Annotated in this window: 17 protein-coding genes and 1 pseudogene; 7 read left to right on the top strand and 11 right to left on the bottom strand. The window is 45.9% G+C overall.

The annotated features are described in order from the left end of the window. Positions 1 to 14 precede the first annotated feature (14 nt). From FC652_RS05590 to FC652_RS05565, 6 genes are all read right to left on the bottom strand, one after another. Entirely contained in the window at positions 15 to 2,132 is a 2,118-nt protein-coding gene (locus FC652_RS05590; protein ID WP_176297821.1) for a chemotaxis protein CheA, read from the bottom strand. A 33-nt stretch (positions 2,133 to 2,165) separates the two neighbouring features. Beyond that, the gene (locus tag FC652_RS05585) at positions 2,166 to 2,525 is read right to left on the bottom strand and encodes a response regulator (RefSeq protein WP_176297820.1); all 360 of its coding nucleotides are present in this window, start codon (positions 2,523 to 2,525) and stop codon (positions 2,166 to 2,168) included. Between the two features lie 31 nt (positions 2,526 to 2,556). Then, on the bottom strand, positions 2,557 to 2,811 hold the full coding sequence (locus FC652_RS05580; protein WP_176297819.1) for an STAS domain-containing protein: 255 nt from the start codon (positions 2,809 to 2,811) through the stop codon (positions 2,557 to 2,559). Between the two features lie 309 nt (positions 2,812 to 3,120). Further along, positions 3,121 to 5,157 (bottom strand): tRNA(Met) cytidine acetyltransferase TmcA, encoded by a 2,037-nt coding sequence (locus tag FC652_RS05575; protein ID WP_176297818.1) that lies wholly within the window; start codon positions 5,155 to 5,157, stop codon positions 3,121 to 3,123. Positions 5,158 to 5,246: 89 nt separating this feature from the next. After that, positions 5,247 to 6,221 carry a ParB/RepB/Spo0J family partition protein gene (locus FC652_RS05570; RefSeq protein ID WP_176297817.1) on the bottom strand — a complete coding sequence of 325 codons (975 nt, stop codon included), beginning with the start codon at positions 6,219 to 6,221 and terminating at the stop codon, positions 5,247 to 5,249. Positions 6,222 to 6,234: 13 nt separating this feature from the next. Beyond that, positions 6,235 to 7,446, bottom strand: a complete 1,212-nt coding sequence (locus FC652_RS05565; protein WP_176297816.1) for an AAA family ATPase — start codon at positions 7,444 to 7,446, stop codon at positions 6,235 to 6,237. A 1,299-nt stretch (positions 7,447 to 8,745) separates the two neighbouring features. Between FC652_RS05565 and FC652_RS05560 the strand changes: the two genes are divergently transcribed. Next, complete coding sequence (locus FC652_RS05560) at positions 8,746 to 10,716, top strand: replication initiator protein RctB domain-containing protein (protein ID WP_176297815.1); 1,971 nt, start codon at positions 8,746 to 8,748, stop codon at positions 10,714 to 10,716. A 350-nt stretch (positions 10,717 to 11,066) separates the two neighbouring features. Here the strand turns inward: FC652_RS05560 and FC652_RS05555 are convergent, their stop codons facing one another. From FC652_RS05555 to FC652_RS05545, 3 genes are read right to left on the bottom strand one after another with little or no spacing between them, the layout of a single operon-like run. After that, positions 11,067 to 11,534 carry a transcriptional regulator gene (locus tag FC652_RS05555; protein ID WP_176297814.1) on the bottom strand — a complete coding sequence of 156 codons (468 nt, stop codon included), beginning with the start codon at positions 11,532 to 11,534 and terminating at the stop codon, positions 11,067 to 11,069. Further along, the gene (locus FC652_RS05550; RefSeq protein WP_176297813.1) at positions 11,534 to 12,466 is read right to left on the bottom strand and encodes an ABC transporter ATP-binding protein; all 933 of its coding nucleotides are present in this window, start codon (positions 12,464 to 12,466) and stop codon (positions 11,534 to 11,536) included. Before FC652_RS05550 ends, FC652_RS05555 begins: the two co-directional genes overlap by 1 nt. Positions 12,467 to 12,468: 2 nt before the next feature. After that, positions 12,469 to 13,314, bottom strand: a complete 846-nt coding sequence (locus FC652_RS05545; RefSeq protein ID WP_176297812.1) for an ABC transporter ATP-binding protein — start codon at positions 13,312 to 13,314, stop codon at positions 12,469 to 12,471. Between the two features lie 346 nt (positions 13,315 to 13,660). Here FC652_RS05545 and FC652_RS05540 point away from each other — a divergent pair, with 346 nt between their 5' ends. Together FC652_RS05540 and ribA are read left to right on the top strand one after the other, a co-directional pair. After that, a complete protein-coding gene (locus FC652_RS05540) occupies positions 13,661 to 13,858 on the top strand; it encodes a PA3496 family putative envelope integrity protein (RefSeq protein ID WP_176297811.1) in 198 nt (65 codons plus the stop codon). 181 nt (positions 13,859 to 14,039) lie between these two features. Further along, positions 14,040 to 15,095 carry a GTP cyclohydrolase II gene (ribA, locus tag FC652_RS05535; RefSeq protein WP_176297810.1) on the top strand — a complete coding sequence of 352 codons (1,056 nt, stop codon included), beginning with the start codon at positions 14,040 to 14,042 and terminating at the stop codon, positions 15,093 to 15,095. A gap of 44 nt (positions 15,096 to 15,139) precedes the next feature. Here ribA and FC652_RS05530 read toward each other — a convergent pair whose 3' ends face one another. Further along, positions 15,140 to 15,898: an ABC transporter substrate-binding protein gene (locus tag FC652_RS05530; RefSeq protein WP_176297809.1), complete on the bottom strand. Its 759-nt coding sequence runs from the start codon at positions 15,896 to 15,898 to the stop codon at positions 15,140 to 15,142. A 74-nt stretch (positions 15,899 to 15,972) separates the two neighbouring features. On the opposite strand from FC652_RS05530, the gene FC652_RS05525 reads away from it, so the two are divergent. The 3 genes from FC652_RS05525 (at position 15,973) to FC652_RS05515 (ending at position 19,189) form a co-directional block, all read left to right on the top strand. Beyond that, positions 15,973 to 17,901, top strand: a complete 1,929-nt coding sequence (locus FC652_RS05525; RefSeq protein ID WP_176297808.1) for an ATP-binding protein — start codon at positions 15,973 to 15,975, stop codon at positions 17,899 to 17,901. 231 nt (positions 17,902 to 18,132) lie between these two features. Next, positions 18,133 to 18,342, top strand: a complete 210-nt coding sequence (locus FC652_RS05520; protein ID WP_176297807.1) for a DUF3283 family protein — start codon at positions 18,133 to 18,135, stop codon at positions 18,340 to 18,342. 130 nt (positions 18,343 to 18,472) lie between these two features. Then, entirely contained in the window at positions 18,473 to 19,189 is a 717-nt protein-coding gene (locus FC652_RS05515) for a YebC/PmpR family DNA-binding transcriptional regulator (RefSeq protein ID WP_015727328.1), read from the top strand. 35 nt (positions 19,190 to 19,224) lie between these two features. Here the strand turns inward: FC652_RS05515 and FC652_RS05510 are convergent. Further along, positions 19,225 to 19,365 (bottom strand): annotated as a pseudogene (locus FC652_RS05510) (DUF2798 domain-containing protein); the annotation flags it as partial. Between the two features lie 244 nt (positions 19,366 to 19,609). Here FC652_RS05510 and FC652_RS05505 point away from each other — a divergent pair. Next, positions 19,610 to 20,278: a hypothetical protein gene (locus FC652_RS05505; protein WP_176297805.1), complete on the top strand. Its 669-nt coding sequence runs from the start codon at positions 19,610 to 19,612 to the stop codon at positions 20,276 to 20,278. Positions 20,279 to 20,287: the final 9 nt, after the last annotated feature.

Genomic DNA, 20,287 nt, shown 5'->3' with positions numbered 1-20,287 from the left:
TCCATGATTGCCACCTACGCTGCCATGCCAGAATTGCCACTCTCGGCACGGCGTTTTAAAAAGGTTGTAATGAGCCCTTGCACATCCAAAATGAGCGACACCGAGCCATCACCCAAAATCGTAGCTCCTGAAATACCGGGCACTTTCTGATAATTGGATTCCAAACTTTTGATCACCACTTGTTGCTGATCCAACAGCTCGTCAATCAGCAGCCCGACTCGCGTACCCGCAGCTTCAACAACACATAAAATTTTGCTGCGGAATTCACGGCTGTTGCCCATATCGAACTCATGCTGCAAACGTAAAATCGGGATGTTTTCTTCACGTAGACGATAAAGCTCAACACCACCAGCGGCATGTTTGATGTAGTTCGGGTCAATTTGGATGGATTCGATGATGGTAAGCAGAGGAATGACATACACTTCACCCGCCACTTTCATTAACTGCCCATCAAGGATAGCCAGAGTCAGTGGCAAGCTAATGGTGAAGTTACTGCCTTGTCCGTAGAGGGACTCCACTTCAATATGGCCGCCCAACTCTTCAATATTGCGTTTCACCACATCCATTCCGACACCACGCCCAGAGATATCGGAAACTTGATCTGCGGTCGAAAAACCGGGGGCAAAAATAAGGTTGATGATCTGTTTGTCGCTCATCTCTTCGCGACGAGAATCGGAAGGCAGTACTTTTTTCTCTACGGCTTTTTGCCAGATGCGATCGCAGTTTATGCCTGCCCCATCATCTTTCACTTCGATAATGATTGAACCACCTTGATGGAAAGCATTGAGCGTGAGGGTGCCAAATGACGGTTTTCCCTTCTGCTCTCTCTCGTTTGGCATCTCAATGCCGTGGTCGATGCCGTTACGCACCAGATGCACCAAAGGATCGACAATGCGCTCCAAAACGGTTTTATCCAGCTCCGTGTGTTCTCCATGAATTTGCAAATCCACCTCTTTACCAAGGCGTCCACACAAATCTCGCACCAAACGTGGGAAACGGCTAAACGCAAAGCTCATCGGCAACATACGAATATTGAGCACATGTTCTTGCAAATCTTTGCTGTTTTGCAGCAGTTGATCTAACCCTGCTTTGAGCTTGTCCAGTTTGTCGATGGAGAAATCACTGCCAATTTCGGCCAACATGGATTGGGTGATCACCAACTCTCCAACCAAGTTGATTAGGTTATCGACCTTATCGATATCAACACGAATCGACGTCACTGCCGAATCGCTTTTGCTGTTTTTACTGCTTCGTGATACGGGTTTCGCGGCATCAGCAACCACCGTCGTTGGCTCAGTTTGCGCCACCTCGCGTTCAGGTTGAATGATGGGCGTGGCTGGGGCTTCTCGCTCGATATGGGTGGATACGGCAGGTAAAGCGGTAATCTCTAAATCGCATTCATCCTCCACCCACTCGAATATCTCTTCGATTTGCGATTTTTCGACCTCTCCAGATAGGGTGATAAACCAATGGGTATAACAGAGCTCAGGGTCAAGTGCTTGAATGTCGGGAAGTTGACTCGTATCGCAAGTCAGTTGCGCGTGCTCATCCAACTCGTTGAGCTCGCGTAAAATCCGCAGTGGATCGTTTCCGCTATAGAAAATTGTAGGGTGTGGACGAAACTTCACTTGCCACTGACTGGTAGTGGTGGCGCTGGTTTCTGTTTCAAACGGCGCGATGGCAGCTTGAGACTCGACCTCGTTATCTGACGTTTCGCCCAAGGCATCACTGCTGTTGCTATCATTGCCAAGAAGCAACTGAGCAAGCTCCTGGCTGACTCCTGCTAAGCTGTCGCTTTCCACCGCTTCCCCTGACTCGTGACCTTCAAGCAAAATTCGGATTCCATCGCAGCTGCGCAGCAAAACATCCACGCTTTCTCGTGTCATCACTAACTCACCATTGCGTACTTTGTCTAAATACGCTTCGACGGTGTGCGTGAACTCACTGATATCCAACAAATTGAAGGTTGCCGCTCCACCCTTGATAGAGTGAGCCGCTCTAAAAATGGTGTCGATGAGATCTTTTTCTACTTGAGCTGGGTCGAGATTAAGCAGGATATCTTCCAACACTTCTAAATTTTCACGACACTCTTCGTAGAACATTCTGCGCAGCAGTTCCATGTCCAAAGCCATCTGACGCTCCTTATTCCGACATTTACTCGCTTGTTAAAGTACGCGTTTTAAGGTTTTGAGTAATGTGTCGGGATTGAATGGCTTCACCAGCCACCCTGTTGCCCCTGCGGATTTACCTTCCATTTTTTTCTCAGGGCTGGTTTCCGTGGTCAGCATCAGTATAGGAATGAACTTATATTGGGGAATGGCTCGCATGGCTCGAACTAACTCAAAGCCGCCCATGTTGGGCATATTGACGTCGGAAATCACCACATCGAATTTGGTGAGTTTTGATTTGTTGAGTGCATCACTACCATCGTTCGCCGTTTCTACATCATAACCCGCGTCTTTTAGTGTATGACTTACCATTTGACGAATTGAGACAGAATCGTCCACTGCGAGAATCTTCACCATCTCGGCCCCCTAGATTGCAAACTGACACTAATTAATTGAGCTCGTACCCGAGAAGCGCGATGGCATCCTCAAGCACTTCAGAGAAATCTTTACACTCCATGATTGAGCCTGTTTGTTTGACGCTAAGAATAAACGAAGCAAGGGCCTGAATGCCTGCAGCATCCACTTTGCGCACCGCGCTTCCCATCAGTAGAAGAGGTTGGTCAGATTCAAGCCATTGCAAGTATTGTGCACGGCATTCATGTACCGAACTTATGTCTAAGCACTCAGCCAACCAACATTCCATCTATTTATCCTTATTGTCTTTTTTATAAACATAGGCTCATATTCTGAGTCTAGAAAGGATTCATTAATACGCAAATTCAATAAGGGTTCTTTTTTTGATCTGCTGAATGATTAATAACAACGAGTACGAATTTTCACAGATAAAACAAACAGCTAAGCTTGGGGAGCTTTGGACACGAGAGTGGTACGGTTTTGATCGGTTTGTCTGATTTACACTGTAAATATTCGTGGTGGCAAAACAAACAGTGGGGAGTAAGTCAGGCTGAACTCTCAACGACATCAACCCGACGTTGGTGATTTACAGTGTAAATCAGTGTTGTAAAAGCAAAGTCGCAATCACTTGACGTAATTGCCCTTCTACCTGTTTACGTCCTGGCAACGAAAATTCGCGGGCGCATTCCGTCCACGAGCGATTTTGCAATACTTTACGAATCAGCAGTTCATCAACTTGTTGAGCTTCAATCGTGAGTAACCATTGTCGAAGCCAAACTTGCACACTCTCAAAACTGTTGCCACCTTTAGCGTAATAACGAACAAGATTAAGTTGAGCAGAAGAGAGAACTCGACCGTTGAGTGAAGGCAACAACGCGCGCACAACATCGGTTTCGAGATCGCGAAGTGAAGAAGCCAGCCACTCTGGCACACATTGGTCAAACATCTGTTCGGCTTTAATCAACCAAGATTGAGTGCGGCCAGAGAGCGGCTTTACCATCATAAATGAGTGGCAACCACTAGCAGCATCTCGAGAAAAGCCAATACGAACGCCTTGATATTGGCAACGAGACCAAAAGCGCAATAGCGCATCGGTAGCGCCGAAACTGGTTGAGAGGAAATCGAACTTCTGTCCAAACTGTCGCTTTAGCTGTAACTCTAACTGCGCCAACATAGCATGCCCAATACCTTTCGATTGGTGTTGAGGATGAACAGCAATCCGCATTATGCGTAAAGAATGTTGCTCTGCCGCTTGAGATAAACCAAGGTGATTAGCCAACGATATGGGAACTAAATGACCTGAGGGGCGGCGTTTGCCTAACTGAATTTGCTCAATCAGATCGCTCGGTAAGCCGCCCTCTTCTACCGTCAGCAAGCAGCCGACAACCACATCATTGCTTTGTGCCAGCCACAATTGGCTTGCATCATCAGAAAGAAGCTGCATCAAATCATTCGGTGAGGTTTGATAATGCGCATTGACCAATAAGGCAAAACATTCACGCAAGAGCGAACTGTCTTGCAACAACTGGGACTTACTCACCAAGCGCAGTGACAAGTTCGAATAATCGACCGTTTCTGGCTGTGATATGTCGGCATCGAGCAAGAAGGTCTGGTTTAACCACTGCTCTAACGCATCGTTTGGATTCCAGCGAATAGGATGATCTAAGTGGCAATGCTTCATCCCTGGTCGATGAGTTTCTAGCCACGGCAGAAACTTCGTCGTAAAACCTCGTCCACAACCTTCATAGCCATGAATCGTGGTGGAAAAGACACAGCGATGATAATGCTCAACCATGCGTTTTAACATTGGCAGTGGAATCGCAGCCGCTTCGTCCACCAACAACAAATCGCAGCTAGGCAAGCGCTGTAATAAATCATCAGGGGCAATAAATTCCAACGAGGCATCCTCGGTCGTCATTTTACCGTGCGATACGTGGCCATTTGTCAGAGTGTTCTGTGCATGTTGGAAAACGGGTTCAACCGCACCAAGACTAGGCGCGGTTATCACAATATGTGTTTTCCGCTTTAACATCAGTTCACCACTGGCGATGCCTAAAGCACTGCTTTTGCCACGTCCGCGATCAGCCGTCAGCAACAGGGGACGTTTCCGATGCCCCGTGACCACACGTTGAATGGCTTCCACGGCAAAATTTTGCTGTTCAAAACGGAGGGAGTGAATACCATCGACGCAAAATAGTGATTCGGTAGGCTCAAAAAGGTGATCAGGTAGAAGCTGAATGAGTTGCTCCAGCCGTGAAGAAAACCACTGATGCCACACCGATTCTTGTGAGAAATTCGGAGGTAGAATCAGTAACAGCCCCCCACCACAGAGCGAGCCGCAAGCTGCGGAAAAACTGTTGGCATCGAACTGCTCACGGCAATCGATGATCAACAGTTGACACTCTTGACCTAAAAGACGTTGGCCTTGTTTAATGGAAACCACTTGCGTCACTAAAGAAGGTTCAATAATCCCCTCCCCCATCACAAACACACGTTGCTGATTTGGCTTTTGAAGCAGGTTACGAAGCAATGCATGCTGTTCGTTTTCATCGCCGTGTAATACCACGCCATAGCGTTGGCCCGTTAAGCGCGCTTGTTGCTGAAGTGACAAAAGTGATTGTAGTTGCTTGTCCATCATCGATTCCGAAAAATAAAATCACGCTATGGTAGCACAAGATCAAAAAAAGCCGCATGAGCGGCTTTTCGTTATTATTTCACTGAAAATCAGTTTAGCTTACTGGCCAAGAACTGCAGAATTTCGTCCATGGTTTTGTCATCTACTTTTTTCAAGTTTAGTGACAAGTTGCTGCCTTTGCGGCTGTAGCTTGCGCGATCTTTTACGAGTTCAACTTTCTCAGCTTTAGCCTTCGCTTTCACTGGGCTCAGTTCCGCAATCCACGCTTCGATGTTTTCCGTCACTTCTTTGGTTAAACGAGCCACACCTTGCGCTTGGCTGCGTTGCCAAACAAAGCCTTCATTGGTGCGGCATTTATTAAGTAGAGCTTTTTGCTGCGGTTCTGCCAACGAATTGTATTGCTTGTGCAGCTTGACGATGGTTGGACGTCCAAGGTCACTCACATTTGGATACGCTTGCAGTAACTCAAGTGGCAATGACGCCGCTTTTAATGCGCCACTGACGAGGGCCTCACTGCACTGGAACATTTTCGCCAGCGCTTTTTGGTCTTCCGCGTCGCCTTTTTCCAGTTTTGCCAACATCTCTTTGCCTTTTTCATACAAAGACAAAGGCTTGTGGGCATTCGCCACATCAGATAGGAACTTAGCATGTTCCGTACTGATGTTATCCGCCACATAGACTAAGAAATCTTGGCCCGCCAAAATACAAGACATACGACGGCGACTACCGTCCAGCACTTCAATTTTGCCATCCGCCGTACGACGACCCACCGCAGGGTATTGCTGACCACGTTCACGCAGTGTTGCCAAAACATCAGACAGCGCGTGCTCGGTTAAGAAAGATTGTTCACGCGCATTTTCTGCAAAAACTGAGGTCTTTGAGGCCACTTGATCCGCCGCAATACGAACCAGTTCAAACGTCACGGTTTCTTCACCCGCCACTGCCAGCTCAATCACCTGAGCTTGTTCTTTTGCCGCAGTTTGCGCTTCTTGAGGAGTTGCAACGCGGCGTTTGTTTGCTTTGCCAAACAGTTTCGCATTGAGATCGGAAGTTTTGATTGCCATAACTTAATTACCCTTAATTCAATGAGGACCAGTAAGAGTGAAGAACACGCTCAAGTTCTAATGCGCTCTTTTGCACCGCATCTTGCGCCGTGGCGAGGGTCTTTTTACCCCCTTCGAAATCACTGGTGGTGAGGTCAAATACCGTACTGTAGGTATCAGCACACGTTTCAAACGCTCGGCTGCGTGGAATCGTCGCCATCATCACTTGGTCACCCAACAAGTAGTTCATTTCTGTTAGCACAGAGACTTGCTTTTTGTTGTCGTCTTCAAACATGGTTGGCATTAGACGCACAAACTCCAAACCTTTCCAATCCTCTGGGAACATTTCATACACCGTAGGTAAATGCTGGAAGAAGTTCACCGTTGATGCCCAGTCCAAACGCTTGGCCGCACAAGGGATCAACAGTGCATTTGACGCATACATGGCATTCCATACTAATGGATCAACGTGCGGTCCCGTATCAATCATGATGATATCGAAGTCATCGGCAATTTTGTCAATCAGCTTCTCTTTGAGTAGACGTACAATATCTAGCGATTGATTTTGAGAGAGATATTGCCATGCTTCTGCGTTGAACATTGCATCTTCAGGGAAGGCAGAAATGGTTTTCAGGTTCGGATATTGCGTTGGTAACAACACATTTTTCTGTAGGAACGTACGATCAACGTCGACATTTTCCGGTACATTGTCCAACATAATATCGACCGCAGAATAAATGTTGTCGTGCTCTGCAATACTAATTTGTGGATTGAGGAACAGACGTAGCGACCCTTGAGGGTCCAAGTCAATCAGACAGATACGGTAACGCTTATCCAAATTCAACGCCAAGCAAGCAGCCAAATGCACCGCTGTCATGGATTTCCCCGTACCACCCTTTTGGTTCTGTACGTTGATGATCCAAGGTTTACCATTACCACCATTCTTACGCTGGTGGAATTTTGGCACGCCAGCAGCATCCATCAGCATGTGCGCTTCTTCAAGAGTGATCGAATAGTGATTCGCGTTGTTCTTGGTAAATTGGTGACCTTCAGCCTCCATCTTACCAATCGCGTCATCCAACTTGCGACGAGTTAATCCTGAACGTGTTTCCATTAATGCCTTTGACATTGGTGGGAAATAATCATCACTGCGCTCTTCTAGCACAATCTCAATACGGTCTGCTTGAACCTGTTGGGTAGATTCAGCCAACTGAATGAGATTTTCGATCGTTTTTTCTCTTTTCATTGTCTATTCCTTTGAGAAATATCTTTCTCCAGATTGTACAGCACTTACAACTTAAAACAACAAAAAGGTGAACGTTCATTTTGAAGAATAATCACATAAAAATGAATTATTCACGTCATAATGATGTAAAAATCAACATAGACTGGTCAATCGACCATTTCTTCATCATGGAATTTCGTTGATAATGGCATTCAAACAGGGAAACTTTTAGAGTGTTACAGCATCACTTATTTACATTGTAAAGTGAAGAATCACGGAACGATTGACATACATCACTAAATTACGGCCCATGTAAGATGAATATTAACGGAACGTTGGAAAATCGCTGCTAAGCTCAATAAAGCGCCAGCACAGACAATAAATGACACAACATAACTATGCTCGCTCACCATCGCACCCAATTATTCATGATCATGCTTCTGGCACTAGCTGGCCGCTTTTTCACCACAACATTGGTAGATTGATATAGGAAGAATGATCAAGTGTAGCGTTGATCATTCTTCCGCGACATTCATTCCTCACGAAACGATGATCATGGAGAGAATGATGAAAATTGATCGTGAACTCAGCGGAGATAATGATCCTTTTTCTACGGAACAATGATCAAGTACATTTATTCTCGGAAGCATGAAAAAAAACCATCAAACTACGGTCAAATGCAGATAGAATGGGAGATGCGGCAATAATCTGTCTGTGAGAGATAGACACCAATTATCAAGCCAACCAATTCATTTACAGCGAAATATCATGATCATGCTTTCGAGTATTGAACCGTGTTTTCTAAATAAGCCAATAGCGAGCATATTTTCACCTTTATATGGGCATGAGAGAAAAAGTGGCGAAATAGAGAACAACCAGTATAGAGAGAGGCCATTGGTGATCATGCTTCCGATTCACATTGTTGCCAAAGGAAAAGTACGAACAAGCTATTGAATAGCTGCAACTGTGGATAAGTTGTTTATCCATCATGATCATGCTTTCATGTTCACGTTGATCACACTTGGGGATTTCTGATGATCATCTTTGCGGGTCTATTTGATCATGTTTTCAAAGGTTTAATGATCATGCTTTCATTGTTATTATGATCATCCTTCCGACGGGAATATTTAAAAGTCTATTATTATCATAAGGTTATACCCTTCCATTCCTCTAGATCAATAGATCATATAATCAATTAAGATCAGTTTAATCAAAAAGATCAGTTATTTAAAAACAAGCTTTTTTCTTTATTTATGATCTAATTTTCTTTATTCTCTTGGAACTATAGTGCTTTTACGGCCAATGTGATCTGGATCTAGAATGACAATAGAAGAAAAAATACTGATCAAGGCTCCACGTAGCCACAAGGATGGTCATTTATTCGAGGTTAACGAATCGTCAGCCGATTGGGTTGAACAATACCAACATTTTAAAGGGGTAACCAAAAGCATTCTTGAGTTGCTTAACCTGATTTCATTACGAGGTTTTAGCAGTAAAGATGGTCTGGTTTCTACTACGGAACTAGTTGAAGCGACAGATGGGCATCTTACTCGCGCTGCGATTCAGCAACGATTGCGTGCCGCTGTTGCCATTGGTTTATTTACCCAAACACCAGTTCGTTTTGAAGAAGGACTAGCAGGTAAAACCATGCTGCATCACTTCGTTAATCCAAACAAACTGATTTCAGTGCTTGGTGCTAGTAGCCTAGTGACAGAAAAAGTCAAACAGACCGAAAAAGAAAAACGCTCAAAAGCACTAGCACAAACTCAAGTGAACAAACGCCTGTTGAATGAACATGGTCTTAACACTCCTCCAGGAATGAAAGACGAGGCCGATCAATTTGTTGTTTCACCAACCAACTGGGCCGGTATTATTGATCAAGCACTGGCACCACCCCGAACGCGTAAAAGCTATCAAAAGTCCATGGTGTCGATCTCGGGTACGCGGGCCGTGATCGAAACACGATCATCAAAAAACATCATGACGGTCGATGATCTGATGACCTTATTTGCCTTGTTTACGTTGACGGTTCAATACCATGATCATCACAAAGAAGAATATCAGATGGATGCGGCTCATGTTCCCAATAAAACGCCACTTTACATTACGGACATTCTCTCTTTGCGTGGCAAAAAAGACAGTGGTCCCGCTCGTGATTCGATCCGCGATAGCATAGATCGTATAGAGTTCACGGACTTTCAGCTGCATGAACTGACGGGACGTTGGCTGAGCGAAAATATGCCTGAAGGTTTTAAAAGTGATCGTTTTCGTTTCCTAGCACGCACCATCACAGCGTCGGAAGAAGCACCAACGGAAGGGAGTGATGGTGAAATTCGTATCAAACCTAACCTTTACATCTTGGTTTGGGAGCCGTCGTTTTACGAAGAGCTGCTCACTCGCGACTATTTCTTTCTGTTCCCGCCCGAGATCTTGAAACAGCATACCTTGGTGTTTCAACTCTATTCCTATTTTCGGACGCGTATGGCACGCCGTCATACCGACAGCATGCTGCTAAGTGAACTGAACCAAAAATTGGCGCGAAACATCGAATGGCGTCGTTTTTCCATGGATCTGATCCGCGAATTGCGTCGTTTGTCGGAAGGGAAGGGGACCGATGATCTTTTTGTCGTGAATTTATGGGGCTACCACTTAACACTGGAAACGATCGTTGAACAAGACAAAGTGATCGACTACCAAGTTGACATCAAATGTGATGTCGAAGAAGTATTACGTTACTCGCGTGCGCGCACCACCAACGCAGGCAAACGCAATATGGCGCCAACGCTGCCAAACCCACTCCGCAATGAAATGGTGAGTAAACAGAAGCTCGATGAGCTCTCAGGCATTATTGATGGCGAGTTCGAGCCAATACAGCGTAAAGAGCGTTCGCCAAAAGGCAATTTGGGACGTCGGGTAAAGCTACGTAAGCACCTTGTTGAAATCAATGCGGACGAAATCACCATTACGTTAACTAAATATACCTCTTTAGAGGCTCTAGAACGCAGTATAACGGCTTTGTCGGCAATGACAGGGCATCCATATGCCGCAATTAAAGAAGAGTGCCAGGAGCTGTTAGAGAAGCTTGATTACATTCGGGTGGATGAACACATCTTGCCTTATGAAACCCTAAGTAAGGTAGTGGAGCTGTACAACAGCCAAACGGAGAACAAACACCTCTCTATTGAACGACTGATCGCGGGTCTTGCCGTTCGTAGGAAAGTTTGTCGCCAAGTGTTTGAAGGGCATCTTGATGAGACGGTTTTTCGCGCTCTAGACGAAGTTTCGGTTTAAACGCATCGTTCCTTGATCATGCTTTCAGGCTCAAAATTGATCGAGCTTGATGTTCCATCGCGCTACTTTACGTTATTCACGTAACGAATTGTTGCCATTTGCAACAAATTGTATATTGATGGAAATCAGACCGAACGTTAACAATTCGCTGACATTAACGCGAGGTGGTGGGGATAATATCAACAGCGAATAGACAACCTTTTGTCCTTTCTGATGATTAATAGATTGGCTCATATTGTTACATTCATTCTGAATAGATTTCGCGAGTTCGTATGAACTCGCTTTTTTTTATCCAAAAATGTGCTGGTAACTTGTCTTCTCGTTGATCATCGATTCGTGATTGAGTTCGATCAATGCCAAGTGACTTGATCATGCTTTCGTGGTTCATTCCAAGCAAGCGCATCCATCAGCTTCACATGCCCTTCGATAATACTATTGGCTTTGGGTAACCAAATCCTTTGATCACTTTGTTCTGCACAAAACTCCAGACTGAGCACCGCCATATGTTGCAAGCGTTTGATACACCAATCGCGAATCTCAATGTCGGTGGAATAATCGCAACCAACTTGCTCGAGTTTACTGGCGGTATACATTAAGTACTCAAAAGCGCGAGAGGGATTGTGATACCGATAGTGTTGGAAAAGTCGAAGGCATCCATCTAGCCAACAAGCCACGGCCTTGCTTTGATCATCCGTCAGCTCAGGGCCAAAAACCGAATCGGGTGCGGAAAAAACCAGTGCTTCCAGTTCACGTCCTTGATCATGTTTTCGGTGCTGATACCAGTCGGAAAAGCTTGCTAGCCAGATAGAAAGATCCATTACGCCGCCTTAGTCCAAAGTTTGACAAAGTGATTAGGGCCAATCTGCTCGCATTCGTCTACTACGATACTGCTTTGCTGACGAATGGCATCCGCATCCACTGAATAGTTTGGTTCACTTTGAACGAGATTGCCAAACGGCAAATCTGGATCGGGCACCGCCGATATCAACAACTTAGTGTAAGGATGCTGAGGGTTTCGCAAAATCGCTTGTGTATCTCCCCATTCAACAATCTGGCCTTTGTACATGACCGCAGTCTCTTCGGCGATGTAGTGTGCGGTGGCGAGGTCGTGGGTGATGTAGAGAAAACCAATGCCCAGCTCTTTTTTCATCCGCTGCATAAGGTTCAATACCCCCAAACGAATGGACACGTCCAGCATGGATGTGGGTTCATCCGCTAAGATGATTTGTGAGCCAACCGCCAGTGCTCTCGCTAAGTTTACGCGCTGTCGTTGACCTCCGCTAAGTTCATGAGGGAACTTGGCCAGCGTCTCTTCTGGTAACTCGACTTGTTTGAGCAGTTCAGTTAGCCGTGCTGGAATCTCACTATCCGAGCGGACTTGAGCATGAATCTTAAGTGGTCGTGTTAAGTGATGCTCAATGGTGTGGGTGGGGTTGAGTGAGCCAAATGGATCTTGGAACACCATCTGTACTTTACCCCGATAGGCGAGTACATCTTTACGCGAACGCAGTTCTGCAATATCACGTCCATGGAATAGGATCTGCCCATCGGTGGGTGGATAGACCTTGGTAATCAATCGAGCGCAGGTGCTTTTTCCACATCCAGATTCTCCCACCAGCGCCAGTGTACGTCCTGAATAGAGCTTAAAGCTAACGCCTTGCAGGGCTCTAAAAGGTTCGCTGCGAGCAAACCCACCGCCAACGGTAAACTCTTTGATCACGTTTTTCACTTCAATGATTGGTGCATTCATGATTAGGCTCCTTGCTCTGCGGTTTTGTGGACATCATGGATATTGGGGAACGAAGCCCAGAGTTTTTGGGTATAGGGATGTTTAGGGTGATTGCGAACTTGATAGGAGAGGTCCACTTCAACAATTTCTCCGTGGCGCATAATGGCAATGCGATCGCAGAGCTGGCTCATGAGGGCCAAATCGTGAGTAATGAACAGGACCGAGAAGCCAAACTCTTCCCGCAGTTGATAGATTTGCTGCAAGATTTCTCGTTGCACCACAACATCGAGTGCTGTTGTTGGTTCATCCATGATAATGAGTTTGGGGTTAAGTGAGAGTGCTATCGCAATCACTAGGCGTTGACGCATTCCGCCGCTGAACTGGTGAGGATATTCGCTCAAACGATGGCGAGGAATGTTGACCAAATCCAATAGTTTTTCTGCTCGATCTTTCGCTTGGCTGTCGGAGAAGCCGCGATGATGGCGTAAAACATCGGCAAACTGTTCTTCAATTGTGAGCACTGGGTTGAGTGAGTTCATCGCACTTTGGAATACCATGGCAATCTCACTCCAGCGAAGAGCGCCGAGTGCTTGGTCTGAAAGTGACAAGAGATTACGATCTTCAAAGATAATCTCACCACCAGAAATAAATGCGGGCGGTTTATGTAAGCGATTGATGGCAAAAGCAATGGTACTTTTACCGCAGCCAGATTCACCAGCCAAGCCAAAAATTTCACCTTTGCCAATATCGAAACTGACCGATTTGACGGCATTAAAATCGCCGTTGTCAGTGATGTAGTCAACACACAAGTTTCGCACCTGCAGCACAGGATCAGGATGAAACGCTTTTGCGAGAGAATGAACACTCATAAGACACCTTACAGATATAATGATAATTATTATCATTTAACAGTTAGTGTTGATTTGAAAAAGCTTGCGGTGGAAATTTGTTGAAGTGGCTCGAAAGATTGGTGTTGAATAGGCGCAGAGAAGAAAAAGTATCGGCTGAAAATGAGAGCTTGATCAGTTCATTTTCGTTGGGGGAATTGCCTGAATGTACTTTGAAGATTTCGATTAAGCAAAAAGTTAGTGATGGTTTTATAATTTAGTTAGTAGAAGGGTGGAAAAGGTCACAAATCCTCACTGTTTTACTTAATTCACGAAATCGGGTTTGCTATAGATCGGGTGTCAACAACATGGTGCGTTCGGAGGAGATATGTCCATTAATTCAATCAACCATGACGAGATGGCAGATATGGCTCACAAGTGGGAAGTTTCTGAAGAAGAAGTTGTCATTAGGCCAGAGAAGCAAGTGAAATCAGCAGAAGCGAGACGCCGTATTGAAGCGCTAAGAGAGATCCGCGAAAGTGGTCTGAGCATTGAAGAAGCCAAGGAATTAGGATTGCTTCATTAAGTTTTGCTAACGATATGATTTTATAAAACTTGAGGGTAGCGCTACGCTACCCTTTGTGTTTTTCAGCACCAGAAGAACCCTTGTTTGGTTTGACAATCCTTCTGCGCGTTACTAAACACTATATCAATAAGATATGCATTTTATTTCTTATTGTTTGTGTAGTGACGTCAGGAGTAACACCATGGACAAACCGATTTATTTCTATGAGCCAGATGATGATCATGGCTTCCTCGCCAATTTCTTTCCGTGCTCGATTACTGTGTCCGGTGAGGTGTGGCTCAGCAGCGAGCACTATTACCAAGCACAGAAGTTTGAAGATCCCGCCTTGCAGTTGCAGCTTAAAAACGCGGAGTGCGCCGCCGATGCCTTTGCCTTGTCTCGTGTGCATGAAGCGTGTCAGCGACACGATTGGCTTGATATTCGCGTGGAAGTGATGAAATTTATTGTGCGCGAAAAGTTCTTTCAAAATCCTCCACTTGCTCATCAGTTGCTTGCCACCGGAGAAATGGATTTGCTCGAACATTCCCACAAAGACGCTTTTTGGGGCGATGGCGGGGATGGAAAAGGGCACAACCATTTAGGGCAAATTCTCATGACGGTGCGCGATGAGCTACGGCAAACCTCACCATATAATTTGGTGCAGTTTATCGACAGTGCCAAGCTGCCCACCCAATGGGGAACATTTCAAATGTACGGTTTTATCGAAAACGCCACGGGCAAAGAGCATCTGGCGCTGGTTTATGGTGACATTCGTCGTGATCCTTCCCCATTGATCCGGCTTCATTCAGAGTGCTTGACGGGGGATGCCTTGTTTAGTGCTCGCTGTGACTGTGGATTTCAGCTAGCACGAGCGCTAGAAAATATCGTTGCCGAAGGGTGTGGGGTTTTACTTTATCTCCGCCAAGAAGGACGAGGTATTGGTTTGATCAACAAAATCCGAGCGTATCATCTGCAAGATGAAGGGGCCGATACGGTGGAAGCGAACGAGCAGTTAGGTTTTGGCGCTGACATGCGAGATTACACTTTCTGCCGAGGCATCTTGAGTTATTTGGGCATAGAGAGTGTCAGGCTGATGACCAACAATCCTCGCAAGGTGAATGCGCTGAAGATGGCCAATATTGAGGTAAGGCAACGCGTGCCGTTGCAAGAAGGGAATAACCCGCATAATCATCACTACTTGAAAACCAAAGCCAATAAGTTGGGGCACATGTTTGATCAAAACTTCGTTAAACCTTAGCGTGCATAAAAGCGGATAAGTGAAGCAAAAGGGCCGTTAGGCCCTTAAATGTACTTGTCGATGATCGTTTGGAGCTCACCACTTTGCTTGATCTCTTTCAAGCGACGGTTGATGAAAGCTTGCAGTTGTGGATCCATGTTCGGTGAGAAAGCGAGGTAGATATCATAATCTGGTATCACCTGTTCAAACGGCTGCAGTGAATAGTGCGTGGGGTTGAGGCGCAGTTGTCTGATGTTGTAGTTCACCCGCGAAGTCATCTCCACAAAGGCGATTTCTCCCGGGGTTCGGCTGACAACTCGAAATGCCGCTTGATAATCTTTCACACGAATTTCTTCAAGGTAGCCCTGCTCGATATAGGGAGTGAGTTGAGGATAGTCAAACCCCATCAACAACACCAAGCCCTTGCTTTTTAAATCTTCAATGCCTTGAAATGAAAACGGCTTTTGGCTGCTGGTGACCAAAGTGTGTTTTACAGTGTAAATAGGTTCTTCGGAAAGATTCTCTGATTGTGCCTTGCCCCAACTCGGGCTGCCGTAGGTGAGCCAGTTTTGTTCGCCTCCGGCATCTAAAATCGAAATCATGCGATTGAAAGGATAGGTGTGATAGTTCACCGTGTGTTCGCTTTGGGCAAAAATGGATTTCACAATATCGGTCACAATGCCTTCTTGATGCTGCCCTTCGATCTCTATTTGAAAAGGCCGCGCCTGATTCGCAATGACGTAGTAGTTCACTTCGTCACTGTAGGCCGATGGCGCAAGTGACCAAGCGCAGAGAGAAAGGTACGTCCATTTGAATACTTTCATATGCCCTCCGTTTACTAATGAGCAGTCAGGACTATATTTATACTAGAACATGTTAAGTAAGGCGCTAGTTTCATATGAGTAAAAATATGAACAGCAGACGTCAGATGGGCATCGATAAACAGCTGATGATTGCTGTAATTCTGTTGAGTTTGGTTTTTACCTTAGTCAGTACAGCGTTCAACGTTTATTGGGACTATAAGCTTGAGCTCAAAAAGCGACAGGCGGATTTGAGTTGGGTGGAGCAAAGTTATCTGCACAGTCTAACAGAAAGCTTGTGGGTGGAAGATCGTCAGCATCTTGAATCTCAAGTACAGGGTATGATGACTTTGCCGTTTGTGGATGCCGTGGAGATCACCAGTGACAGTGAAACCATTGTGCAAATCAGCGAACTATCTGATAACGCACACAACGTTATTGAGCAGCGCTGGCCGATGGAATATCAACTGAGCGGTAAAAACTACTTGTTGGCCAACTTGATTGTACGTTCCGACTTAGAGGCAGTGTACCTCGGTCTGTGGCGCAAGTTTGGACTGTTGTTATTGGGAGAGTCGATTAAAACGTTCCTCTTGATGGTCGGAGTGATTTACATCGCGATCCATCTTATCGTGAAGCCCGTTTCTCTACTTTCAAGAGCGGTGAGTGATTTTAAAGATGGTGAAACCCCCAGCCGGTTAAGGCTTCCGACCCGCGCGTTTGATGATGAAATTTCGCTGTTGGAGAAAAAATACAACGCCAGTATTGAACGGCTGCGTCAGAATTACGCTGATCTTCGTCTTGCCAAAGAGCAAGCCGAAGTTGCAAACGTGAAGAAAAGTGAGTTTTTGGCGACCATGAGTCACGAAATTCGCACGCCAATGAACGGAATTATCGGGGTCGCTTCACTGCTCAAAGAGATGGCGCTGTCACAAGAGCAGCAGCAGTATGTTGAGATGATCAACCACTCCTCAGAATCGTTGCTCGATATCATCAACGACATTCTCGATTTCTCGAAAATTGAAGCGGGCAGAATGACCATTCAACAAGAGCCTTTCTGTTTAAGCGACTTAGTCGAACAAATGTGTGCAATCTACAGCTTGAAAGCCCATGCAAAAAATCTGCAATTTGTGGTGGAGTTAGAAGACGCGGTGCCACATTCAATGGCTGGGGATAGCAAACATCTTAAGCAAGTGCTCAACAACTTACTGGGCAATGCGGTCAAATTTACCGAGCGTGGCTATGTTAAGTTGGTGGTGTCTAAATTGACGGATGCGGAGCAGAACACGCACATTCGTTTTCAAATTTTTGACTCGGGTATTGGTATCGCTAAAGAGAAACAAGAGCTCGTTTTTGAACGCTTTCAACAAGCTGATGACAGCACCACCCGCAAATACGGTGGCACCGGTTTAGGGCTCGCTATTTCACTGCGTTTGGTGGATTTGATGGGGGGCAACCTGTCGCTCAAAAGTGAGGTGGGTTTAGGCAGTTGCTTTGAATTTACCGTGCCATGCATTGATGGCGAAGGGGTGTTCACCAAACAGCCCCCAGGTAACGTACTGCACTTTCAAGATCTTGCTCCTCAATCGCAGGAACGTTTGTCGTTAGAGAGAAAAGAACCGAAAAATCGCCCACGAGTGTTGCTGGTGGAAGATACCTTTATCAACCAAAAAGTAGCGAGGTTGATGTTAGAGAAAATCGGTTTGGTGGTGGATATCGCGGAAGACGGCCTGAAAGCTCTCGAGCTGTGCGCCGAGCGAGAATATTGTTTGATCTTCATGGATTGCCAGATGCCAGTGCTGGATGGTTTTGAAACCACCAAACTGCTCAGAGCCAAGGATTCATGGAGCCGCGTGGTGCCGATCATCGCTCTAACAGCGAATGTGGTTGTGGAAGACAAACAGCGCTGTTTTGATGTCGGCATGACAGACTTCATCGCCAAGCCCGTCACGCAACAGCGAATGATAGAAGTGGTTAACCGCTATCTCTCATTTGGAGATGAATCGCCCTCAAACCAGCAAACGCCATGATGACGCTCGCGTGCGGCTTCGCTATTGGCTCTTAGACATACGTCAGCGTTGGTTACCCGCGTTTGAGGTGTGAAATTTCTATTCTTCCAATGCGGCTTTTTATGCTATATTGCGCCGCTATACTCAAATAGCCTTGGATAACGCGTTATCGTGACGTGTGCCAATCAATTGGTCAGCCAAGGTGGTCATGTTTTAGTACATCAATTTAGTACACATTGTTCGAGGATATGCATGTCGTTTAATCTTTCACTGTTACCTGCGGATGAAAAAAATCGAATTGAGCTGGATAAGCAAGCTTCCTTTTTAGTCTGGCAATTGAAAGAAGCGAAATGTGGCCCTGAAGCGATCATCAAACAGGCCGAGAAGTTAACCGATCCCAGCGAAAAAGCGACTTTTGAGCAATCGATCGAAAAATATAAACGAGTGATGGGAGTGGCATAGCTCGATTTGTGCCCTGTTTCCTTTATTTAAGTGACCGGTGCCCCATTCCTCAGCTGAGCGAAAATTGAATTGGTTTCGCTTTTTGCTAAAATCCTTCGCGTTAAAAATGTAAATGTAGAGAGACATCCCGATGGGAAGAAGTTTTGAAGTGCGCAAAGCCTCTATGGCGAAAACTGCAGGCGCAAAAATTAAAGTTTATTCCAAATACGGTAAAGAAATTTACGTGTGTGCGAAAAACGGTGGTATTGACCCAGACATGAACTTGTCACTGCGTCACCTGATCACGAAAGCGAAAAAAGATCAGGTTCCATCACACGTTATTGATAAAGCACTCGACAAAGCAAGTGGCGGTGGCGGTGAAGATTACCAACCAGCTCGCTACGAAGGTTTTGGCCCAGGTGGCATTAGCGTGATCGTTGACTGTCTAACAGACAATGGCAACCGTACTTTCCAAGACGTTCGTCAGTGCTTTGTGAAGACAGGTGCAAAAATCGGTACTCCTGGTGTGGTTGCACACATGTTCGATCACCAAGCGGTATTCCAGTTCAAAGGTGACGACGAAGAGTCATTCCTAGAAGCGCTGATGATGGCGGATTGCGATGTGACTGACATCGAGCTTGAAGATGGTGTGATCACTATCTACGCGCCAAACACTGAGTTCTTCAAAGTGAAAACGGCGCTAAACACCGAGTTCCCAGATTTGGTTATCGATGTTGAAGAGATCACTTTCGTTCCACAGAACTACAGCCCTGTGCCGGAAGAAGACGCAGAAAAATTCCAGAAGTTCCTAGACATGCTGGATGACTGTGATGATGTTCAGCAGGTTTACCACAACGCTGAAATGTAAGATGTAAAAACCGAGCTCAAGTAGCTCGGTTTTTTTTATGCGCTGATTTGTGGGCTCGTCACTTTACTTGCCAGCCATGTGGCCATTTTTCTCACCTGTGGTAATACGGTGAGATTCAGTAGTAAAGCGCAAGGCCAAGCGATGGTGAAGCTTTGTAGCCAAATTGACGGCCAGTCAGCCAAAAGCGTTAACCTTGCTGATTGAAGCATTGTTAGAGAAAGTACAACAAGCCGAGTTCCGAGCGCGCCCCTAGCGCATCTGCCCCTTCTTTCAAGCTAACGCGCACTTCATTGTGCGCTTAATCCGTTTGTCTCCAATATCGACCCTTTATCCCGTTATTTTTCCGTTGGTCGCAAACCCCTGCATAGGGGTTTTAGTGCATTTATTCTGTCATCGTCAATCAAAGAAAAGGATACCCTGATGATGCTTATGAATAAGAAAACGTTGGTGACCCGTTTGCTACTTTCTACTGCGCTTTTAACATCGCTAATATCGCCTGCTGTGTTAGCCAATCCTGATCAAAGCCTGATTAACCAGTACAACTTGGCTGCAGATGGGGAAAGTGGGCTTGCTGATAGTGTCTACGACCAGTTGAATGCCTTAATTGCGCGAGAAGGGGCGAAACCCTTGTCATTGGTGTATCTCGGTAGCACACAAACACTGCAAGGCCGTGATGCCTTCTTACCATGGAACAAAATGAAGTTTACGGAAGAGGGATTGGCAACCATCTCTAAAGGGATTGGTATGCTAAACACCTTGCCAGCATCACTCAGTGAACAGCAGCGCATTCAAGGGTTGCCAGAGGGCTACCTTGCCCGTGCGATGGCTGCCGCCACGTTTACCTCTCTACCCGATATGTTCAATCATTTCGAGCGCGGCTATGAGCTCTATTTAGAGTTGTTAGCAGAACCGGATTTTCAAGCGCAGTCCTTTGCCGCCACCTCGTGGGTCTATCGCTATGCCATTCAAGCGGCACTACGAGCTGAGGATTTACCACAGGCCAAATCATGGCTGAGCGAAATGGAACATCGTGATCGCGATAACCTTGATACGCGCGCAGCTCAAGCCCAAGTGAACAGTCAAGGTTGAGGAGGCACT

The organism is Vibrio sp. 05-20-BW147, assembly GCF_013369385.1.
Classification (GTDB): domain Bacteria; phylum Pseudomonadota; class Gammaproteobacteria; order Enterobacterales; family Vibrionaceae; genus Vibrio; species Vibrio floridensis.
This window is presented reverse-complemented; position numbering and strand designations above follow the sequence as displayed.

Excerpts from the sequence above, each read along its gene's own strand:
- FC652_RS05590 (WP_176297821.1), bottom strand. The coding sequence starts at position 2,132 with ATGGCTTTGGACATGGAACTGCTGCGCAGAATGTTCTACGAAGAGTGT.
- FC652_RS05585 (WP_176297820.1), bottom strand. The coding sequence starts at position 2,525 with ATGGTGAAGATTCTCGCAGTGGACGATTCTGTCTCAATTCGTCAAATG.
- FC652_RS05580 (WP_176297819.1), bottom strand. The coding sequence starts at position 2,811 with ATGGAATGTTGGTTGGCTGAGTGCTTAGACATAAGTTCGGTACATGAA.
- FC652_RS05575 (WP_176297818.1), bottom strand. The coding sequence starts at position 5,157 with ATGGACAAGCAACTACAATCACTTTTGTCACTTCAGCAACAAGCGCGC.
- FC652_RS05570 (WP_176297817.1), bottom strand. The coding sequence starts at position 6,221 with ATGGCAATCAAAACTTCCGATCTCAATGCGAAACTGTTTGGCAAAGCA.
- FC652_RS05565 (WP_176297816.1), bottom strand. The coding sequence starts at position 7,446 with ATGAAAAGAGAAAAAACGATCGAAAATCTCATTCAGTTGGCTGAATCT.
- FC652_RS05560 (WP_176297815.1), top strand. The coding sequence starts at position 8,746 with ATGACAATAGAAGAAAAAATACTGATCAAGGCTCCACGTAGCCACAAG.
- FC652_RS05555 (WP_176297814.1), bottom strand. The coding sequence starts at position 11,534 with ATGGATCTTTCTATCTGGCTAGCAAGCTTTTCCGACTGGTATCAGCAC.
- FC652_RS05550 (WP_176297813.1), bottom strand. The coding sequence starts at position 12,466 with ATGAATGCACCAATCATTGAAGTGAAAAACGTGATCAAAGAGTTTACC.
- FC652_RS05545 (WP_176297812.1), bottom strand. The coding sequence starts at position 13,314 with ATGAGTGTTCATTCTCTCGCAAAAGCGTTTCATCCTGATCCTGTGCTG.
- FC652_RS05540 (WP_176297811.1), top strand. The coding sequence starts at position 13,661 with ATGTCCATTAATTCAATCAACCATGACGAGATGGCAGATATGGCTCAC.
- ribA (WP_176297810.1), top strand. The coding sequence starts at position 14,040 with ATGGACAAACCGATTTATTTCTATGAGCCAGATGATGATCATGGCTTC.
- FC652_RS05530 (WP_176297809.1), bottom strand. The coding sequence starts at position 15,898 with ATGAAAGTATTCAAATGGACGTACCTTTCTCTCTGCGCTTGGTCACTT.
- FC652_RS05525 (WP_176297808.1), top strand. The coding sequence starts at position 15,973 with ATGAGTAAAAATATGAACAGCAGACGTCAGATGGGCATCGATAAACAG.
- FC652_RS05520 (WP_176297807.1), top strand. The coding sequence starts at position 18,133 with ATGTCGTTTAATCTTTCACTGTTACCTGCGGATGAAAAAAATCGAATT.
- FC652_RS05515 (WP_015727328.1), top strand. The coding sequence starts at position 18,473 with ATGGGAAGAAGTTTTGAAGTGCGCAAAGCCTCTATGGCGAAAACTGCA.
- FC652_RS05505 (WP_176297805.1), top strand. The coding sequence starts at position 19,610 with ATGATGCTTATGAATAAGAAAACGTTGGTGACCCGTTTGCTACTTTCT.